Consider the following 19,108-nt stretch of genomic DNA (forward strand, 5'->3'; position numbering starts at 1 on the left):
CTGACTCCCCTGTGCGGAGGCCCGGTTCACCTCTCGGTGAGCCGGGCCTCCGGCGTTTCCAGGTCAGTCGTTTCCAGGAAGGGCGCGAGGAGTCCCGGTACGGCCTCGGCGGCGAAGGCGAGGCCCTGGCCCTCGCCCGCGTCGAGGATGTCGTACGCGCCCTCGCCCGCCGCCGTGGTGGCGGTGACGGTCAGGATGCCGGCGCGGCGCTGGAAGTACGACTGCTTGACGGTCCAGCCGATGACGCCGGAGCGCTGGAGGGCGACCGTCGTGCGCCGGACGGTGCCCGAACGGGTCACCAGATGGCCGCCGCTGACGCCGTGTCCGAGGGCGCGGTACGCGTCGAGGGCGAGCAGCCCGGCGACCGGGCCGAGGACGAGGGCGCAGCCGGCCGCCACGTACAGCAGGACCGGGGTGAGGAGCGGGCCGAGGAGGGCGAGGACCGCGACGGGCCCGAGGACGCTCCACAGCGCCCAGCGCAGCCGCCGGGTGCGGGCGGCCCGGGGATGGGCGGCGAGGGGTGCCCCGGTCGGTGGCTCCGGCTCGCGCAGCACCAGGGCGGCGACCCGCTCGGCGCGCTCCCGGGGTGCGGCGGGCAGCAGGTTCTTCAGGTCGGCGTGCTTGTCGTCGTCGTCCTGGGCGAGGCCGGTGGCGACGGCGTCGACGCGGGCGGCCCCGAACAGCCGTACGCCGAGCGGCTCGACGAGCTCGATCCCGCGCAGCCTGCGCTCCTCCAGGGTGACCGACCGGGCGGTGAACAGGCCGCGACGGACGCGGAGGGTCCCGCCGGGCTCGCGCTCCAGGCGGTAGTTCCACCACATCTCGATCCAGAGTCCGAGGGCGCCGACGGTCCCGACGGCGGTGGCGAGCAGGACCAGGTCGACGACGGTCCAGGTCAGGGAGGTGTCCTGGAAGCGGTCCCCTATCCAGTCGATGACCTCCGCCTGGGCGTCGAACCACTCGCTGACCTGCAGGACGGCGCCGATCGCGGCGCCGCCGAGGGCGGGGGCGAGGAAGGAGACGGGGGCGTAGCGGATCCAGCGCGGGTCGAGGGTGGCCAGGGTGTCGTCGCGGCCCGGCTCCTCGGGGTCGGTGGCGCGGGCGAGGAGTTCGCGGCGGAGCCGCTCGCCCTCGGTGCGGGTGACCAGGTCCAGTTCGAGGCTGGACTCGCCGCCGGTGCTCTCACCGGTGCCGATGCGGACCTTGACGAGGCCGAGGACGCGCTGGAGCGGGTTGGCGGTGAGGTCGACGCTGCGGATCCGCTCGCGGGCCAGGGAGCGGCGCTTGAGCAGCAGGAGTCCGGTGTGGAGGTCGACCCGCTCGGGGCCGACGCGGTACCGGGTGCGGCGCAGCCGGACCCAGTCGGCGGCCGTGCCGGCGAGGACGAGCAGCGCGGCGCCCGCGAGGACCCAGGCGACGGCCTGCCACAGGGGCCTGCCGCCCGAGAGGCCGGCCACCGCCGGGAGGGCCGCGCCGCCGGCCACCCCGCAGAGGACGGCGGCGCCGGCGAGCAGGGTGCGCGGTTCGAGCCGCCGCCACTCCCCCTCGCTCATGTGGCGTCCCCGGGGGTGGCCCGGGTGAGCGCGGTGAGCCGTTCGGCGAGCTCGGCGGCGAGCTCGTGGTCGAGGCCCTCGATGCGGATCGCCCCCTTGGAGGAGGCGGTGGTGACGGTGACGGTGGCGAGCCGGAACGCCTGCTCCAGCGGGCCGCGTACGGTGTCGACCGTCTGGATCCGGGACATCGGGGCGATCCGCCACTCCTGCCAGAGGGCGCCGGTGCGCACGTAGACGGCCTCGTCGGTGACCTCCCAGCGGTGCACCCGGAACCACCAGGCGGGGAAGAACGCGGTGCAGGCCAGGCCCAGGGCCGCCACGGTCCCGGCCGCGAGCAGCAGCCAGGACCGGGCGGGCCCGATCAGCGCGCCGAGCACGGCCAGGACCGCCACCGGGACGGCCGTGGTCACGAGCAGCCGGCCCCGCCACCAGGTGACGGCCCGCTCGTCGACGGCGTTCCTGGGCGGCCGCAGCCGCACCGCGCCCTCCCCCGTCATCCGGTTACCGTCCGCGCAGCGAGCGGTAGGCCGAGACGAGCCCGGCGGTGGAGCTGTCGAGCTGCTCGCCGCCCTCGCCCTCCGTCAGGACCGGCTCGATCTTCTTGGCGAGGACCTTGCCGAGCTCGACGCCCCACTGGTCGAAGGAGTCGATGTTCCAGATCGCGCCCTGGACGAAGACCTTGTGCTCGTAGAGCGCGATCAGCTGGCCGAGGACGGACGGGGTGAGCGCGTCGGCGAGGATCGTGGTGGTCGGGTGGTTGCCCTGGAAGGTCTTGTGCGGGACGAGCTCCTCGGCGACGCCCTCGGCCCGTACCTCCTCGGGCGTCTTGCCGAAGGCGAGCGCCTGGGTCTGGGCGAAGAAGTTGGCCATGAGCAGGTCGTGCTGGGCGACGAGCCCGGGCAGCAGGTCGTCGACGGGCCGGGCGAAGCCGATGAAGTCGGCCGGGATGACCTTGGTGCCCTGGTGGATCAACTGGTAGTAGGCGTGCTGCCCGTTGGTCCCGGGGGTGCCCCAGACGACGGGTCCGGTCTGCCAGTCGACCCGGTTGCCCTGGCGGTCCACCGACTTGCCGTTGGACTCCATGTCGAGCTGCTGGAGGTAGGCGGTGAACTTGGACAGGTAGTGGGAGTACGGCAGGACGGCGTGCGACTGGGCGTCGAAGAAGGCGCCGTACCAGACGCCGAGGAGGCCGAGGAGCAGCGGTGCGTTCTCCTCGGGCGGTGCGGTGCGGAAGTGCTCGTCGACGAGGTGGAAGCCGTCGAGCATCTCGCGGAAGCGCTCCGGGCCGATGGCGATCATCAGGGAGAGGCCGATGGCGGAGTCGTAGGAGTAGCGGCCGCCGACCCAGTCCCAGAACTCGAACATGTTCGCGGTGTCGATGCCGAACTCCTCGACCTTCTCGGCGTTGGTCGAGAGGGCCACGAAGTGCTTGGCGACGGCCTCCTGGCCGGCGCCGAGCCCGGTGAGGAGCCAGTTGCGGGCGGAGGTGGCGTTGGTGATCGTCTCGATGGTGGTGAAGGTCTTCGAGGCGACGATGAACAGCGTCTCGGCCGGGTCGAGGTCGCGGACGGCCTCGTGGAGGTCGGCGCCGTCGACGTTGGAGACGAAACGGAACGTCAGGTCCCGCCGGGTGTAGGAGCGCAGGACCTCGTAGGCCATGGCGGGGCCGAGGTCGGAGCCGCCGATGCCGATGTTCACGATGTTCTTGATCGGCTTGCCGGTGTGGCCGGTCCACTCGCCCGCGCGGACCTTGTCGGCGAAGGCGCCCATCTTGTCGAGGACGGCGTGGACGCCGGGGACGACGTTCTCCCCGTCGACCTCGATCACGGCCCCGCGGGGGGCGCGCAGCGCGGTGTGGAGGACGGCGCGGTCCTCGGTGGTGTTGATCTTCTCGCCGCGGAACATGGCGTCGCGGAGCTCGGCGACGCCGGTGACGGCGGCGAGTTCGCGCAGCAGGGTCAGCGTCTCGTCGGTGACGAGGTGCTTGGAGTAGTCCAGGTGGAGGTCGCCGACGCGCAGGGTGTGGCGGGTGCCCCGCTCCGGGTCGGCGGCGAACAGTTCGCGCAGATGTGTCTCGCCCAGCTGCTCACGGTGCTTGCCGAGGGCCGCCCACTCGGGCAGCCGGTTGAGCCTGGTACGGCCTTCGCTGTTCATCTCGGACATCGCCCATTTCTTCTCAATACTGCTTGTCTGCCCCGCTGCACCCCCAACCTAATTGATCAGGGGGCCCAACGACGCGACGGCGAGCGCGAACAGCGCCGCCGCGAGGAGGGCGGGTGTGTGCGGTCCCAGGCCGGCGGCCGCGGCGCCGCCGAGGAGGGCTCCGAGCGGCGCGCCCGCGACGGCGAGGGTGCGGAAGGCCGCGGCGATGCGGCCGAGCATCCCCTCGGGGGCGCGCTCCTGCACGAGGGTCGTCTGCTGGACGTTCCACACCGTCCCCATGAAGCCGAACACCGCCATGGCCCCGATCGATACCGCGAGGACGGGCAAGGCCCCCATCAGGACGAGGCAGCCGGTCTGGACGGCCCCGGCGAGGAGCACGGCGCGTATCCGTCCGGTCCGCTCGGCGATCCGCCGGGCGAGGAATCCGCCGGCGACGGCCCCCAGGGCGTAGGCGGTGACGGTGGCGGCGTACGCCGTGTTCCCCGCCGTTCCCGTCGGGTGACCGTCCGTCACGTGGACGACGAGGGTGGCGATGAGGGCGCCCATGCCGATGTTGCAGAGGGTGGTGGCGGTGCAGAGCCACCGCAGGGCGCGGTCCCCGCGGAGGACGGCGAGCCCTTCGGCCATCTCGGCGCGGAGGGTGGACCCGGCCGGGCGGGGCGGCCGCTCGGGCGCCCCGGTCCGCAGGGAGGCGATGAGGAGCGCGGCCAGGACGTATGTGACGGCGTCGGCCGCGTACGGGACGGCGGGTCCGGCGAGGAGCAGGGCGGGCACCGCGGGCCCGGCGAGGAGGCCGCCGGCGAGCTGCTGACCGGTCATCAGGCGGGCGTTGGCCCCGGCGAAGGTCTCGGCGGGGACGAGCGCGGGCAGCAGGGCGGTGGCCGCGTTGTCGAAGAGGGTCTGCAGGGTGGTGAGGGCGAAGGCGAGGACGAGCAGCAGGGCGATCGTGGCGTGTCCGAGGGCGACGGCGGCGGCGAAGGCGGCCACGAGTCCGCCGCGGACGAGGTCGACGGCCCACATGGCCCGCCGCTGGTCGACGCGGTCGGCGACGGCCCCGCCGAGGAGCCCGAAGAGCAGCCAGGGCAGGAAGCCGCAGGCGGTGACGGAGGCGATGAGGAGGGGGTCGTCGGTGAGCGAGGCGGCGAGCAGCGGCAGCGCCGCCGTACGGAGCGCGTCGCCGAACCGGGAGACGACCGCGGCCGTCCACAGCCGCCCGAAGCCTCCCCGCCAGGCGGGCACGGCCTTGGTCCCGCCCACTGCCTCCGTCGCCGCCACGGCGCCCCCCTCGCGTCGGTGATCCCCTGCCCGACCGACCGTAGGGGACGCCACTGACAACGGGGGTCTCAGTGGGCTGACAACGGGGTCTCAGTGGGCGCCGCGGTGCAGCCTGCCCTCGTAGCGGGCTTCGAGGAGGGTGTTGTGCTCGTGGCCGCCGGGGACGTTGGCGGAGACGTACACGGGCGGTTCGCGGCCCTCGGCGAGGAGGAGGGCGACGGTCTCGGCGACGGTCATCTGGACGAGGAGCGCGGAGGTGAGGGTGGAGATCCCGCACAGGGCGCCGCCGCCGGGGAGCGGGAGGACAGCGTCGCCGGTGGGGGCGCAGTTGTCGAGGACGACGTCGGCGAGGTCGGCGAGCCGCTTGCCGCTCGCGTGGAGGGCGGGGACGGCACGGGTGTGTTCGAGTGAGGTGAGGGCGACGAGCCGGTGTCCGGCGCCGGTCGCCTTCAGCGCCAGGTCGACGACCGCGTTGTTGACGCCGGAGCCGGAGACGATCACGAACAGGTCCTGCGGGCGGGGGTCGGCGAGGGCGTAGAGCCGTTCGGCGAGGCCCGGGGCGCGTTCGAGGAGCGGGTCGGCGAGGAGGGCGGGGTCCTCGCCGCCGCGCAGGACCAGGTCCGCGAGCGAGAGGCGGTTGGTGGGGACGAGGCCGCCGGCTCGGCCGGCGATCTCCAGGGCGGCGGCCTGGGAGTGGCCGGTCCCGAAGGCGTGGATGACGCCGTCGGCGGCGACGCAGTCGGCGAGGAGCCGGGCCGCGCGCGGGACGGCGTCCTCGTTGGCGGCGACGGCGCGCTCGACGGCGTCCCGGGCGTGGTCGGCGAACCGCGCGGCGCCGAGGTCGGGTCGAGGCAGGGCGGCGGACATGGCGGGGCCTCCACTGGTTCGGTGTACCCGGATCTTCCCCCGCGCTCACCGCGTACGGGGCGGACAACCGCCGGTGACGCACGAACGGGCCTTGCCCGCGAACCCGGTTCGCGGGCAAGGCCCGTTCGTCACACCGTCACACCACGCTTCAGATCTCGCCCCGCAGCTTGGCCAGCGCCTCGGCGAGGATCGCCTCGCCGTCCGCGTCGCTGCGGCGCTCACGCACATAGGCGAGATGGGTCTTGTACGGCTCCGTGCGCGGCGGGTCCGGCGGGTTGTCCCGGTCCTGGCCCGCCGGGAAGCCGCAGCGCGGGCAGTCCCAGGTATCCGGGACCGCCGCGTCGCTGGCGAAGCTCGGCTGCGTCTCGTGCCCGTTCGAGCACCAGAAGGAGATGCGGAGGCGCGGTGCCGACTCGCCCCGCTCGGCCTCCCCCATCGGCCCCGCTCCGACCCGGCTTCCCCGGATCGCGTTGCCACTTGCCACGGTCGTAACTCCCTGCGTGATGGTGCTCGAAGATGCCCCAGTCTACGTAAGGCCCAACGCGCGTCCAGTGATTGGAGTTACCGGTCCAACTTCATCAGCAGACCAAGTACCACAATGCAGGAGAACCAGAGCAGACCGACCACGACGGTGATCCGGTCGAGGTTCCGCTCGGCGACCGAGGAGCCACCGACGGAGGACTGCATACCGCCACCGAACATGTCGGAGAGGCCGCCGCCCTTTCCCTTGTGCATCAGCACGAGCAGCATCAGCAGCGCGCTGAAGACGATCAGGGCGATCGAGAACCCCATAACCACGGCTGGACCAACTTCCTCGGACTTATACGGACGGGGGCCGGGCACCTGCCCGACCCCCGCAAGGGTACGACGTAACGCCGCTACCGCATACTCACTGGTCGCGGAAGCGCACGATCTTGACGAACTCGTCGGCGTCCAGCGCCGCGCCGCCCACCAGGGCGCCGTCGACGTCCGGCTGCGCCATGATCGCGGCGACGTTGCCGGCCTTGACCGAGCCGCCGTACTGGATGCGGACCTTGTCGGCCAGCTCCTGCGAGTACAGCTCGGCGAGGCGGCCGCGGATCGCCCCGCAGACCTCCTGGGCGTCCTCGGGCGTGGCGACCTCGCCGGTGCCGATGGCCCACACCGGCTCGTACGCGATCACGATCGTCTCGGCCTGCTCGGCCGGGACGTCCTTCAGGCCGCCGTCGATCTGCGCGAGGGTGTACTCGACCTGGTTGCCCGCCTTGCGGATGTCCAGGCCCTCGCCGACGCAGAGGATCGGGGTCACGCCGTGCTTGAAGGCGGCCTTCACCTTGGCGTTGCAGACCTCGTCGTTCTCGGCGTGGTACTGGCGGCGCTCGGAGTGGCCGACGGCGACGTAGGCGCACTTCAGCTTGGACAGCATCAGGCCCGAGATCTCGCCGGTGTAGGCACCGGAGTCGTGCTCCGAGATGTCCTGGGCGCCGTACTTGATCTTCAGCTTGTCGCCGTCGACCAGGGTCTGGACGGACCGCAGGTCGGTGAAGGGGACGAGGACGGCGACCTCACAGGCGTCGTAGTCCTTGTCGGTCAGGGCGAAGGCGAGCTTCTGGACGTGGGCGATGGCCTCGAGGTGGTTGAGGTTCATCTTCCAGTTGCCCGCCATCAGCGGGGTGCGGGTGCTCACGGGTGTTCAGTCCTCCAGTGCGGCGAGGCCGGGGAGCGTCTTGCCCTCGAGGTACTCGAGGGAGGCGCCGCCACCGGTCGAAATGTGGCCGAATGTGTTCTCGTCGAAGCCCAGGGTGCGGACGGCCGCGGCGGAGTCACCACCGCCGACGACCGTGAAGGCCGGGGAGTCGACGAGCGCCTGGGCGACAGCCCTGGTGCCCTCGGCGTAGTCGGGGTGCTCGAAGACGCCCATCGGCCCGTTCCAGAAGACAGTGGCCGCGTCGGCGAGCTTCGAGGCGTAGAGCTCGGAGGTCGCGGGGCCGATGTCCAGGCCCATCCGGCCGACCGGCATGGCGTCCGCGGCGACCGTCTCCGGGTGGGTCGGGGCCTTGGTCTTCATGTCGGGGAACCCGGGCGCGACCACGACGTCGACGGGGAGCACGAACTCCACGCCGGACGCCTCGGCCCGCTTCAGGTACTCCTGGACCATCGGGATCTGGTCCTCCTGGAGCAGCGAGCTGCCGACCTCGTGGCCCTGGGCCTTGAGGAAGGTGAAGACCATGCCGCCGCCGACGAGGATGCGGTCGGCCTTCTCCAGGAGGTGGTCGATCACGCCGAGCTTGTCGGAGACCTTGGAGCCGCCGAGCACGACGGCGTACGGCCGCTGGACGTCCTCGGTGAGCTTCTTGAGGACGCCGACCTCGGTGGCGATGAGGTGGCCGGCGTAGTGCGGCAGCCGGGCCGGGAGGTCGAAGACCGAGGCGTGCTTGCGGTGCACGGCGCCGAAGCCGTCGCCGACGTACAGGTCGGCGAGGGCCGCGAGCTGGTCCGCGAAGGCGCCGCGCTCGGCGTCGTCCTTCGAGGTCTCGCCGGCGTTGAAGCGGAGGTTCTCGATGACGGCCACCCGGCCGTCGCCGAGACCGGCGACCGTGGCGGTGGCGGACTCGCCGACCGTGTCGGTCGCGAAGGCCACGTCGGCACCGAGCAGCTCGCCGAGGCGGGCGGCGGCCGGCGCGAGCGAGAAGGCCGGGTCCGGGGCGCCCTTCGGGCGGCCCAGGTGCGAGGCGACCACGACGCGGGCGCCGGCGTCGGCGAGCGCCTTGACCGTGGGGACGACGGCGCGGATGCGGCCGTCGTCGGTGATGGTGGTGCCGTCGAGCGGCACGTTGAGGTCGGCGCGGACGAACACGCGCTTTCCTTCGACGCCCTCTTCGAGGAGCTCGTCGATCGTCTTCATCTGTTAACAGACTCCTTGGTACGCGGTGGAGCACACAAACAGGGCTCGCACAGCGCGGCATTGCGCTGCCCGAGCCCTGCTCACATCGAAAGCCTGCCCTGAACCCTAGAGCTTAGAGCTGGCCGCCGACGAAGACGGTGAGGTCGACGAGACGGTTGGAGTAGCCCCACTCGTTGTCGTACCAACCGAGGATCTTGACCGTCTTGCCGTCCTGGACCATTGTCAGGGAAGCGTCGAAGGTGCAGGACGCCGGGTCGCCGACGATGTCGGAGGAGACGATCGGGTCCTCGGTGTAGAACAGGACGCCCTTGAGGTCGCCGTCCTCGGAGGCCTTCTTGAACGCGGCGTTGACCTCGTCCTTGGTGACCTCGCGGTCGAGGGTGACGACCAGGTCGGTGGCGGAGCCGGTCGGGACCGGGACGCGCATGGCGATGCCGTCGAGCTTGCCCTTGAGCTGCGGGAGGACCAGAGCGGTGGCCTTGGCGGCACCGGTCGTGGTCGGGATGATGTTCTCCGCGGCGGCGCGGGCGCGGCGCAGGTCCTTGTGCGGGAAGTCCAGGATGCGCTGGTCGTTGGTGTACGCGTGGACCGTGGTCATCAGGCCCTTGACGATGCTGAAGTTCTCGTCGAGGACCTTGGCCATCGGCGCGACGCAGTTGGTGGTGCAGGACGCGTTCGAGATGACGTCGTGCCGCGCCGGGTCGTACTTGTCCTGGTTGACGCCCATGACGATGGTGATGTCCTCATCGGTGGCCGGGGCCGAGATGAGGACCTTCTTGGCGCCGCCGGCGAGGTGCTTCGCGGCGTCGGCCTTCTTGGTGAAGATGCCGGTCGACTCGATGACGATGTCGACGCCCAGGTCGCCCCAGGGGATGTCGGCCGGGTCGCGCTCGGACAGCACCTTGATGGTGCGGCCGTCCACGGTGATGGTGTCGGCGGTGTGGGTCACCTCGGCCTTGAGGCGGCCCAGGATGGTGTCGTACTTCAGCAGGTGTGCGGTGGTCGCGGTGTCACCCAGGTCATTGACAGCCACGATCTCGATGTCGGCACCCTGCTCAAGGAGCGCTCGGAAGTAGTTCCGGCCGATGCGGCCAAAGCCGTTGATGCCTACGCGGATCGTCACGAACCGATCTCCTCGTCAGCTAACGCCGGAGTTCTCGACGCCGGCGAGATTTTTGTTTTTTGGGATGTCCCCGACCGCTTACGACCCTACCCCTCCAGCCGCCGGTGAGTGACATCGTGCGCAGCCGTACGCGCCCGAAAAGTGGGGTAAAACGGCTGACGGCCCGCACTTACCGACGGGTACGGGCCGTCATGGGATCTTTGTCCCCACTACTCTCCGTCAGCGCCGGAGCGCCCCGAGGGCGCGGCCGAGGAGCCGTGCTCGCTCGGCCGTGCCGGGCACGTGCTCCAGGCCGTAGCCGAGGAGGACGGTGTCACGGGTGGTGACGGCGGCCTGGGAGTGGAAGAGCGCCGCGGAACGCGTCCAGTCGGAGGCGTTGCCGGGGCTGCCGGCCGGGGCGCCGGGTGCGGACCAGGCGCCGAGGGAGGTCTCGAAGCCCTCCGCCTCGGTGGTGGTCCCGGTGACGAGCCGGGTGTCGTCGACGAAGGCGCCCATCTCGCCCGTACCGGGGTCGGAGACGTACGAGATCGCGAGCTCGACCTTCTTGCCGGCCCAGGCGCTCAGGTCGACGGAGGCCTGCCGCCAGCCGTTGGAGGGGCCGGTGAAGGCGTTCCAGGCGCCGGTGGTGCCGGTGGGCGCGCAGCCGTCCTCGCCGACGGTGAGGTAGTGGGCGAGGAAGGGGTGGCCGCGGACGTAGAAGCCCTCGCCGCAGTCGGCCGGGGGCGTGGTGGAGGTGCCGCCGTTGACGTCCGGCAGGGTCGTCCAGTCGTCCTGGCCGACGGTGTGGGCCTCGACGACGAGGTTGTCGTAGCCGGGCTCGGTGTCGTAGCTGACCTGGAAGTCCAGGCGCGGCTTCGAGGCGGCGACGGTGCCGGTGAGGTCGACGGTCCTGGCGAGCCGGGCCCAGGTGTCGTCGGCGTGCTTGACGGCCGCGAAGGTCGAGCCCTCGGCGGGCTCGAAGGGGGTGCGGATGCCCGGGTAGTCACCGGCGGAGGCGCTGCTCGCGAACTGCGGGAACTGCTCCGGCTTCAGGGTGTCCGAGGTGACGGTGTACGCGCCCGCGTTGTCCAGCGGGTTGTCGGCGGCGGCGCCGAGCGTGGCGCCGACGCCCGCGAAGGCGCCCGTGCCGGCGAAGGCGGGCGGGTTCTTGAGGCCCGCGCGGTGGTAGGCGCCGAGGTAGTACTGGGCGAAGTCGTTGGACTCCGCCCTGCCGATCTCGGTGAGCCCGCCGGACTTCTCGCCGGCGTTGATCAGCTTGCCGCCCTCGTTGAGGTAGGCGCGGACGGCGAGCTGGGCGGCGCCGGAGGGGCGCTCGGCGCCGGTGTACCAGACGACGGTGCGGAAGTGGGAGAGCACGCCGAGGGCGTCGGGGGCGCCCTGGGTGGCGACGTCCCAGACGGCGGCCCCGCGCTTGTTGTCGGCGAGCGCCTTCACGTATGCGGCGGTGTGCTGCGCGGCGGTGGTGCCGCCCTCGTCGGCGAGGACGAGCACGTCGCCGCGGGGGCGCTCGGCCACCTTGTACGTGAAGGGGGCGGAGGCGGTGGCCCGACCCTCACGGGTGCGGGCGGTGAACCAGACCTCGACGGAGTCGCCGGGTCGGGCTCCCTCGACCTCGGCGCGGTACTCGTCGAAGTAGAGGTTGTCCTCGCCGCCGAAGGTCTCGCCGCCCTTCCAGGCCTCCAGCTCCTCGCTGTGGGTGCGGCCGCCGTTGATCCGGTACCTCAGGGTCTTGCCGCGCAGCGACTTGCGGGCGGTGACGGCGACCTCCTGCTCCGCGCCGCGGGCGTAGGAGATGGTGAAGGTCTTCGGGGTGAGGTCGGGGGCGTCGATGCCGACCGGGGAGACGGGCCGGTCCGGATGGGCGGCGGTCTCCGCGACGGCGAGCGCGAAGGGGATGTTCTTGGCGAACTCGGCCTGGATCAGCTTCTCGTCGTCCGGGAAGGTGAAGACGGAGGCGCAGTCGGCCGGGTTCCAGGCGTCGTTCGGGTCCACGCGGGAGGCGGTGGCGCAGGTCGACATCTCCGGGGTGAACATCTGCATCCCGTTGACGTTGGCGGCGTGTCCGTCCGCCTCGCCGTTGGTGATGTACAGCTCGGAGGAGACCTGCGGGCGGTAGCCGGGCACGGCGGACTTCTGCGGGGTGCCGGCGAGGGCCTTGAGGGCCACGTCGTCGGGGGTGTCGGTGGCGACCTGCCAACCGACGCCGTAAAGGAGGAGCTGGGCGGCCGAGTGGTAGTTGACGCCGTACGCGAAGCCGATGCGCTTCTCGAAGGCGTCGAGGGCCTTCGTCTCGGGCTCCGACATGGGGCCCCTGCCGCGGAAGGTCTCGTCGGCCGGGTCGGGGGACGAGCCCTCGTTGTCGTAGCCCCACTTGTAGGCGAAGTTGCGGTTGAGGTCGACGCCGTCGCCGGGGCCGATCTTCCCGTCGCCGTCGTTGTCGCGGAGGTTCTTGCGCCACTGCCGGTTGGCGGGGTCGGCGTGCGTGAAGTCGTAGCCGTCCGGGTTGGCGGAGAGGACGAACCACAGCTCGGTGGAGTCGACGATGCGGGTGATCCGCTCGTCCTTGCCGTAGTTGTCGAGGTAGTAGTGCATCAGCCGCCGGGTCATCTCGGGGGTGATCCACTCGCGCGCGTGCTGGTTGGACATGTACAGCGTGGCGGGCTTCGAGCCGTCCTTGGTCTTCCTCGCGCCCTTGGTCAGCTTGAGGGCGAGGATGTCCTGCCCCTTGAGGGTCTTGCCGATGGAGACGACCTTGGTGAGCCCGGGATCGGCCCGTGCGGTGTCCAGGATCTCCTGTTTGAGGCCGTTCGGGCCGCCGTACGGGCGGAAGACGCCGTCGCCCGCGGCGGCGACCCGCTTCTCGGCCTGGGCGCTGAGGCTGTGCTCGGTGATCTCGACGCCCTGGCCGCGCAGCTGTCCGGCCTGACGGCCGGTGAGGAAGAGCTCGACCGTCGCCGAGCCCTTCGCCGGGACCTGCTCGGTGAGTTCATGGGCGTCGGCGCCGGCGTCGAGGAGCAGCGGGATCTGCGCCCGGGTGACCTCGGCCCGCCAGACGGAGAGGGCGTCTTTGCCGTCCCGGTCGTTCGGCTGCGCTCCGGCGACGGGTGCCGCCGCCACTCCGGCGATCAGCAGTGAAGCAGCGGCGAGGATCGATCTCGCTCTGCGTCTCATGAGCCCCCCTTGCTGTTGTCAGTCACGAAGGTGAACAGACGCCAGGCTCTTGGGCGCCCCTGGGACTGTCAAGGGTGCCTCGCGGGGCGTACGAAAAAGCTGCCGGTGCCTCAGAAAGGCACCGGCAGCGCGGAGTTCGGAGTTCCGTACGGGCTCCGTACGGCAGCGGGTCCGTCAGCCGACGAGGCTGTCGTCCAGCTCCTCCGTCAGGTTGGACTCGGTCCCGGGGATGCCCAGGTCCTGCGCCCGCTTGTCGGCCATCGCGAGGAGCCGGCGGATCCGGCCGGCCACCGCGTCCTTGGTCAGCGGCGGGTCGGCGAGCGCGCCCAGCTCCTCCAGGGAGGCCTGCTTGTGCTCCATGCGGAGCCGGCCGGCGGCTGCGAGGTGCTCGGGCACCTCCTCGCCGAGGATCTCCAGGGCGCGCTGCACCCGGGCCCCGGCGGCGACCGCGGCGCGGGCCGAGCGGCGCAGGTTGGCGTCGTCGAAGTTGGCCAGGCGGTTGGCGGTGGCGCGGACCTCGCGCCGCATCCGCCGCTCCTCCCAGGCCAGCACCGACTCGTGCGCGCCGAGCCGGGTGAGGAGGGCGCCGATCGCGTCGCCGTCGCGGACGACGACCCGGTCCACTCCCCGTACCTCGCGGGCCTTCGCCGCGATGGAGAGCCGGCGGGCCGCGCCGACCAGGGCGAGGGCGGCCTCGGGACCCGGGCAGGTCACCTCCAGGGAGGAGGAGCGGCCGGGCTCGGTCAGCGAGCCGTGCGCGAGGAACGCGCCGCGCCAGGCCGCCTCGGCGTCACAGGTCGCGCCGGAGACCACCTGCGGGGGGAGGCCCCGGATGGGGCGGCCGCGGCCGTCCACGAGACCCGTCTGCCGGGCCAGCTGGTCGCCGCCCGCCACCACCCGCACCACGAAGCGCGAGCCGCGCCGCAACCCGCCGGGGGCCATCACGATCAGCTCCGAGCTGTGCCCGAAGATCTCCAGGATGTCCCGCTTGAGCCGGCGGGCCGCCATCGCGGTGTCGAGCTCCGCCTCGATCACGATGCGGCCGCTCACCAGGTGCAGCCCGCCCGCGAACCGCAGGATCGACGAGACCTCTGCCTTCCTGCAGCAGGTCCGGGTGACGGGAAGCCGGGAGATCTCGTCCTTCACCGCTGCCGTCATCGCCATGGGCCGATCCTTCCATGCATCCGAAAAATACGGTCGTACGCGGCGGCCAACAGCTCCGGGTCATGCTTCGCGGAGCCGTCGGGCCGGGCCACCGGCGCCAGCTCGACCGCGGCACCGAGCCGCTTGGCGGCGTCGGCGAGGGGCTCTCTGGCTGACACGTCGGGCACGGCGGCCTCGTCGGCCAGCACCACGTCCAGGGCGAGTTTAGGGGCGTGTCGTCCCAAAACCTCCAAATGACGTTGCGGGGAGAAGCCCTCGGTTTCTCCGGGCTGCGGCGCGAGGTTCAGCGAGAGCACCTTCCGGGCCTTCGTCTCGGCCAGGGCGTCGAGGAGTTCGGGGACCAGGAGGTGCGGGATCACCGAGGAGAACCAGGAGCCGGGACCGAGCACCACCCAGTCCGCGTCGAGGACCGCGGCGACCGCCTCGGGCACGGCCGGCGGGTCGTGCGGCACGAGGTGCACGGACTGCACCTCGCCGGGGGTGAGCGCCACGGTCGCCTGGCCGCGCACGGTGTCCACCTCGTCCGGCCGCTCCGGGTCGTGGCCCCTGACCAGGGCCTGGAGCTCCAGGGGCACGGCGGACATGGGCAGCACCCGGCCCTGGGCGCCGAGCAGCCGGCCGACCAGGTCGAGGGCCTGGACGGGGTCGCCGAGCTGCTCCCAGAGGGCGACGATCAGCAGGTTGCCGACGGCGTGGCCGTTGATCTCGCCCTTGGACTGGAAGCGGTGCTGGATCACCCGGGCCCAGGTCTGGCCCCAGTCGTCGTCGCCGCAGAGCGCGGCGAGCGCCTTGCGCAGGTCGCCCGGGGGCAGCACGCCGAGCTCCTCCCGGAGCCGGCCGCTGGAGCCCCCGTCGTCGGCGACGGTGACGACGGCGGTGAGGTCGCCGGTGATCCGGCGGAGCGCGGCGAGGGAGGCCGACAGGCCCATGCCGCCGCCGAGGGCGACCACCTTGGGCTGGGTGCCGCGCCTGCGGAGGGTACGCCGCACCGCGAGGGTGGAGGTACGCCGACGGTACGGCTTCACTCGCGCCCCATGTCCCGGTGGACGACGACGGTCTCGACCCCTTCGGCGGCGAGGCGGGCGGCGAGGCGCTCGGCGGTGGCGACGGAGCGGTGCTTGCCGCCCGTGCAGCCCACGGCGATGGTCACGTACCGCTTGCCCTCGCGGCGGTAGCCCGCGGCGATCAGCTGGAGCAGCTCGGTGTAGCGGTCGAGGAACTCCTTGGCGCCGGGCTGGTTGTAGACGTAGTTCGACACCTCCTCGTTGAGGCCGGTGAAGGGGCGCAGCTCGGGGACCCAGTGCGGGTTCGGCAGGAAGCGCATGTCGACGACGAGGTCGGCGTCGACCGGCAGGCCGTACTTGAAGCCGAAGGACATCACGGTGGCCCGGAGCTCGGGCTCCTCGTCGCCGGCGAACTGGGCGTCCATCTTGGCGCGCAGCTCGTGGACGTTGAGGCTGGAGGTGTCGATCACAAGGTCGGCGTCGCCGCGCAGCTCGCGCAGCAGGTCGCGCTCGGCGGCGATGCCGTCGGTGATGCGGCCGTCGCCCTGGAGCGGGTGCGGCCTGCGGACCGACTCGAAGCGCCGGACGAGGGCCTCGTCGGAGGACTCCAGGAAGACGATCCGGCGGGTGACCTGCTTGGCGTCCAGGTCGGCGAGGGACTCCCTGAGGTTGTCGAAGAACTGCCGGCCTCGGACGTCCACGACGACGGCGATCCGGGCGACGTTGCCCTGGGAGCGGGCGCCGAGCTCCACCATGGTGGGGATCAGCGCGGGCGGCAGGTTGTCCACGACGAACCAGCCGAGGTCCTCCAGACACTTCGCCGCGGTGGACCGGCCGGCTCCGGACATGCCGGAGATGATCACCAGCTCGGGAATGGCCGCCTCGGCGCCGTTGTCGCCGGGGGTCTCCTTCGTGCCCGTACTCACGTGTCCTGCTCCGTCTTCTCGGTCGTGCTCGTGGTGCGTGTGGCGCTCGCTCATGCGGTGGTGCCCCCGTCGTCTTCCATGATCTCTCCTGTGGCCGTGTTCACGGCGGGTGCGGCGGGGGCCGCCTGGGCCAGGGCCACGGCGACCGCCTCCGCGGTCTTCCGGCCGAAGCCGGGGACCTCACAGATCTGCTCGATTGTCGCCTGCTTCAGCCGCTTCACCGAGCCGAAATGCTTGATCAAGGCCTGTTTGCGCGACTCTCCGAGGCCGGGGACGGCGTCGAGCGGGCTGGTCCGGAGGCGTTTGGTCCGCTTGGACCGCTGGTAGCGGATGGCGAAGTCGTGAGCCGTGTCACGTACCCGCTGGAGGAGGTAGAGCCCTTCGCTGGAGCGGGGCAGCACCACCGGGTCGTCGTCGCCGGGCAGCCAGACCTCCTCCAGGCGCTTGGCGAGCCCGCAGACGGCGACGTCGTCGATGCCGAGCTCGTCGAGGGCGCGGCGGGCCGCGGCGACCTGCGGCTGCCCGCCGTCGACGACGACGAGCTGCGGCGGGTACGCGAAGCGCTTGGGCCGCCCGTCGTCCTGGGCTCCGTCGGCGGGGACCTCGCCGCCGGCCTCTCCCTCGGCGAGGGCGTCCCACTCCCCCGTACGGTCCCTCTCGGCGAGGTAACGCTTGAAGCGGCGGCTGATCACCTCGTGCATGGACCGGACGTCGTCCTGCCCCTCGAAGCCCTTGATCTGGAAACGGCGGTACTCGCTCTTGCGGGGCAGCCCGTCCTCGAAGACGACCATCGAGGCGACGACGTCCTCGCCCTGGAGGTGCGAGATGTCGAAGCACTCGATCCGCAGCGGCGCCGAGTCCAGGTCCAGGGCCTCGGCGATCTCCTCCAGGGCCCGGGAGCGGGTGGTCAGATCGCTGGCGCGCTTGGTCTTGTGCAGCACGAGCGCCTGCTGGGCGTTGCGCGCGACGGTCTCCATCAGGTCCTTCTTGTCGCCGCGCTGCGGGATCCGCAGCGAGACGAGGGAGCCGCGGCGGCCGGACAACCAGGCGGTGACGGCCTCGGCGTCCTCCGGCAGCGCGGGGACGAGAACCTCCTTGGGAACGGCCTCGCCGCTCTCCTCGCCGTACAGCTGCCGGAGCGCGTGCTCGACGAGCCCCGCCGTGTCGACGGCCTCGACCTTGTCCGTGACCCAGCCGCGCTGGCCCCGGACGCGTCCGCCGCGCACGTGGAAGATCTGGACGGCGGCCTCCAGCTCGTCCTCGGCGAGGGCGATCAGGTCGGCGTCGGTGGCGTCGGCGAGGACCACCGCGCTCTTCTCCATGGCCTTGCGCAGGGCCTCTATGTCGTCGCGGAGCCGGGCCGCCTTCTCGTACTCCATGTCCTCGGCCGCGATCATCATCTGCTTCTCGAGCCGGCGGATGTACGTGCCGGTGCGGCCGGCCATGAAGTCGCTGAAGTCCTCGGCCAGTTCGCGGTGCTCCTCGGGGGTGACCCGGCCGACGCAGGGCGCCGAGCACTTGCCGATGTAGCCGAGGAGGCAGGGCCGTCCGGCGGAGGCGGCGTTGCGGAACACTCCAGCCGAGCACGTCCGCACGGGGAACACCCGCAGCATCAGGTCGACGGTCTCGCGGATCGCCCACGCGTGCGTGTACGGCCCGAAGTAACGCACGCCCTTCTTCTTGTGCCCGCGCATGACCTGGACGCGCGGAAACTCCTCGTTCATGGTGACGGCGAGATACGGATAACTCTTGTCGTCCCGGTACTTCACGTTGAACCGGGGATCGAACTCCTTGATCCAGGAGTACTCCAGCTGCAGCGCCTCGACCTCGGTGGACACCACGGTCCACTCCACGGAGGCGGCCGTCGTCACCATGGTGGCCGTGCGCGGGTGCAGGCTCGTGAGCGGCTGGAAGTAGTTCGCCAGCCGCTGGCGCAGGGACTTCGCCTTCCCGACGTAGATCACCCGGCGGTGCTCGTCGCGGAACTTGTAGACCCCCGGGGAGTCGGGGATCTGACCCGGCTTGGGGCGGTAGCTGGAGGGGTCTGCCATGCTCACCACCCTACTGGCGGGGACCGACACTCAGGGCGGGTGCGCTCGTTGGCCGGACATGGCTCAGGAGACTTCAGGACGGCTGGCGGACCGGGTGTGCGTGATCACGGGCGCGGCGAGCGGAATCGGGCGGGCGACGGCGGAACGCTTCGTACGGGAGGGCGCGCGGGTGGTGGCCGCGGACGTGGACGCGGACCGCCTCGCGGGTCTTCCCGGAGTGACCCCGGTGGTCGGGGACGTCTCCCGGGAAGAGGACGCGCGGCGGATGGTCGACACGGCGGTGGAGCACTTCGGCCGGCTGGACGTGCTGGTGGCGAACGCGGGCGTGATCCCGCTGCTCTCCGTCACCGAGGCGGAGGCGGCGGACTTCGACCGGGTGATGGCCGTCGACGGGCGGGGCATGTTCCTGACCTGCAAGTACGCGATCGAGGCCATGCTCGTCACGGGCGGCGGGGCCATCGTGTGCACCTCGTCGATCTCGGGCGTGGCGGGCCAGGCGAGGCAGGCGGTGTACGGGCCGGCGAAGTTCGTGGCGACCGGCCTGACCAAGCACCTGGCGGTGGAGTGGGCGGAGCGGGGCATCCGCGTCAACGCGGTCGCCCCCGGCACGATCGAGACCGAGCGGGTGGCCGCCGCGCGCGTGGAGCCGGGCGGGCCCGAGTACCTCACGGAGATCGTCCGGGCCCACCCGATGGGCCGCTTCGGCACGCCGGAGGAGGTGGCGGCGGCGATCCTCTTCCTGGCGTCGGACGAGGCGTCGTTCGTGACGGGCGCGATCCTCCCGGTGGACGGCGGCTACCTGGCCCGCTGAGACCCGCCCCCTGCCCGTGCGGGGCCCTGTGCCCCGTGCCCGTGGGGCCCGCGCCCGGCAGGCCGGTGCCTTCCGCCGCCCCCTCGTGTGGGCAATCGTCCCGCTCGAGCAGGGGG

General features: G+C 71.9%; 16 protein-coding genes. 1 reads left to right on the forward strand and 15 read right to left on the reverse strand.

Annotation, left to right across the window (positions count from 1 at the left end; all coding sequences use genetic code 11):
• Positions 1 to 26: 26 nt before the first annotated feature.
• From CCN56_RS17310 to uvrC, 15 genes are all read right to left on the reverse strand, one after another.
• Positions 27 to 1,553: a PH domain-containing protein gene (locus CCN56_RS17310; RefSeq protein WP_086827877.1), complete on the reverse strand. Its 1,527-nt coding sequence runs from the start codon at positions 1,551 to 1,553 to the stop codon at positions 27 to 29.
• Positions 1,550 to 2,050, reverse strand: a complete 501-nt coding sequence (locus tag CCN56_RS17315) for a PH domain-containing protein (RefSeq protein WP_086827879.1) — start codon at positions 2,048 to 2,050, stop codon at positions 1,550 to 1,552. The genes CCN56_RS17310 and CCN56_RS17315 overlap by 4 nt, the downstream gene beginning before the upstream one ends.
• Before the next feature lie 4 nt (positions 2,051 to 2,054).
• Complete coding sequence (gene pgi, locus CCN56_RS17320) at positions 2,055 to 3,707, reverse strand: glucose-6-phosphate isomerase (RefSeq protein WP_086827900.1); 1,653 nt, start codon at positions 3,705 to 3,707, stop codon at positions 2,055 to 2,057.
• A gap of 57 nt (positions 3,708 to 3,764) precedes the next feature.
• Positions 3,765 to 4,991 (reverse strand): MFS transporter, encoded by a 1,227-nt coding sequence (locus CCN56_RS17325; protein WP_086827881.1) that lies wholly within the window; start codon positions 4,989 to 4,991, stop codon positions 3,765 to 3,767.
• A 90-nt stretch (positions 4,992 to 5,081) separates the two neighbouring features.
• Entirely contained in the window at positions 5,082 to 5,858 is a 777-nt protein-coding gene (locus CCN56_RS17330) for a sugar isomerase domain-containing protein (protein ID WP_086827883.1), read from the reverse strand.
• A 148-nt stretch (positions 5,859 to 6,006) separates the two neighbouring features.
• Complete coding sequence (locus tag CCN56_RS17335; protein WP_078908267.1) at positions 6,007 to 6,342, reverse strand: RNA polymerase-binding protein RbpA; 336 nt, start codon at positions 6,340 to 6,342, stop codon at positions 6,007 to 6,009.
• A gap of 77 nt (positions 6,343 to 6,419) precedes the next feature.
• Entirely contained in the window at positions 6,420 to 6,650 is a 231-nt protein-coding gene (gene secG, locus CCN56_RS17340; RefSeq protein ID WP_086827885.1) for a preprotein translocase subunit SecG, read from the reverse strand.
• A gap of 97 nt (positions 6,651 to 6,747) precedes the next feature.
• On the reverse strand, positions 6,748 to 7,524 hold the full coding sequence (gene tpiA / locus CCN56_RS17345; protein WP_086827887.1) for a triose-phosphate isomerase: 777 nt from the start codon (positions 7,522 to 7,524) through the stop codon (positions 6,748 to 6,750).
• A gap of 6 nt (positions 7,525 to 7,530) precedes the next feature.
• Positions 7,531 to 8,742: a phosphoglycerate kinase gene (gene pgk, locus CCN56_RS17350; RefSeq protein WP_086827888.1), complete on the reverse strand. Its 1,212-nt coding sequence runs from the start codon at positions 8,740 to 8,742 to the stop codon at positions 7,531 to 7,533.
• A 112-nt stretch (positions 8,743 to 8,854) separates the two neighbouring features.
• Positions 8,855 to 9,865, reverse strand: coding sequence for a type I glyceraldehyde-3-phosphate dehydrogenase (gap, locus tag CCN56_RS17355; protein ID WP_086827890.1), 1,011 nt, complete (start codon positions 9,863 to 9,865; stop codon positions 8,855 to 8,857).
• A 219-nt stretch (positions 9,866 to 10,084) separates the two neighbouring features.
• Positions 10,085 to 13,036, reverse strand: coding sequence for a M14 family metallopeptidase (locus tag CCN56_RS17360; protein WP_086827892.1), 2,952 nt, complete (start codon positions 13,034 to 13,036; stop codon positions 10,085 to 10,087).
• 174 nt (positions 13,037 to 13,210) lie between these two features.
• The gene (whiA, locus tag CCN56_RS17365) at positions 13,211 to 14,200 is read right to left on the reverse strand and encodes a DNA-binding protein WhiA (protein WP_030205188.1); all 990 of its coding nucleotides are present in this window, start codon (positions 14,198 to 14,200) and stop codon (positions 13,211 to 13,213) included.
• Entirely contained in the window at positions 14,191 to 15,225 is a 1,035-nt protein-coding gene (gene yvcK / locus CCN56_RS17370; protein WP_086827894.1) for a uridine diphosphate-N-acetylglucosamine-binding protein YvcK, read from the reverse strand. The genes whiA and yvcK overlap by 10 nt, the downstream gene beginning before the upstream one ends.
• On the reverse strand, positions 15,222 to 16,184 hold the full coding sequence (rapZ, locus tag CCN56_RS17375) for an RNase adapter RapZ (RefSeq protein ID WP_078908268.1): 963 nt from the start codon (positions 16,182 to 16,184) through the stop codon (positions 15,222 to 15,224). The genes yvcK and rapZ overlap by 4 nt, the downstream gene beginning before the upstream one ends.
• Positions 16,181 to 18,181 carry an excinuclease ABC subunit UvrC gene (gene uvrC / locus CCN56_RS17380; RefSeq protein WP_086827896.1) on the reverse strand — a complete coding sequence of 667 codons (2,001 nt, stop codon included), beginning with the start codon at positions 18,179 to 18,181 and terminating at the stop codon, positions 16,181 to 16,183. The genes rapZ and uvrC overlap by 4 nt, the downstream gene beginning before the upstream one ends.
• 58 nt (positions 18,182 to 18,239) lie before the next feature.
• Between uvrC and CCN56_RS17385 the strand changes: the two genes are divergently transcribed.
• Positions 18,240 to 18,992, forward strand: a complete 753-nt coding sequence (locus tag CCN56_RS17385) for an SDR family NAD(P)-dependent oxidoreductase (RefSeq protein ID WP_086827898.1) — start codon at positions 18,240 to 18,242, stop codon at positions 18,990 to 18,992.
• Positions 18,993 to 19,108 lie beyond the last annotated feature (116 nt).

The organism is Streptomyces sp. NRRL B-24572, from assembly GCF_002156145.1.
GTDB classification, from domain to species: domain Bacteria; phylum Actinomycetota; class Actinomycetes; order Streptomycetales; family Streptomycetaceae; genus Streptomyces; species Streptomyces vietnamensis.

Excerpts from the sequence above, each read along its gene's own strand:
- secG (WP_086827885.1), bottom strand. The coding sequence starts at position 6,650 with ATGGGGTTCTCGATCGCCCTGATCGTCTTCAGCGCGCTGCTGATGCTG.
- pgk (WP_086827888.1), bottom strand. The coding sequence starts at position 8,742 with ATGAAGACGATCGACGAGCTCCTCGAAGAGGGCGTCGAAGGAAAGCGC.
- whiA (WP_030205188.1), bottom strand. The coding sequence starts at position 14,200 with ATGGCGATGACGGCAGCGGTGAAGGACGAGATCTCCCGGCTTCCCGTC.
- CCN56_RS17315 (WP_086827879.1), bottom strand. The coding sequence starts at position 2,050 with ATGACGGGGGAGGGCGCGGTGCGGCTGCGGCCGCCCAGGAACGCCGTC.
- CCN56_RS17310 (WP_086827877.1), bottom strand. The coding sequence starts at position 1,553 with ATGAGCGAGGGGGAGTGGCGGCGGCTCGAACCGCGCACCCTGCTCGCC.
- CCN56_RS17330 (WP_086827883.1), bottom strand. The coding sequence starts at position 5,858 with ATGTCCGCCGCCCTGCCTCGACCCGACCTCGGCGCCGCGCGGTTCGCC.
- rapZ (WP_078908268.1), bottom strand. The coding sequence starts at position 16,184 with ATGAGCGAGCGCCACACGCACCACGAGCACGACCGAGAAGACGGAGCA.
- CCN56_RS17360 (WP_086827892.1), bottom strand. The coding sequence starts at position 13,036 with ATGAGACGCAGAGCGAGATCGATCCTCGCCGCTGCTTCACTGCTGATC.
- pgi (WP_086827900.1), bottom strand. The coding sequence starts at position 3,707 with ATGAACAGCGAAGGCCGTACCAGGCTCAACCGGCTGCCCGAGTGGGCG.
- uvrC (WP_086827896.1), bottom strand. The coding sequence starts at position 18,181 with ATGGCAGACCCCTCCAGCTACCGCCCCAAGCCGGGTCAGATCCCCGAC.
- CCN56_RS17385 (WP_086827898.1), top strand. The coding sequence starts at position 18,240 with ATGGCTCAGGAGACTTCAGGACGGCTGGCGGACCGGGTGTGCGTGATC.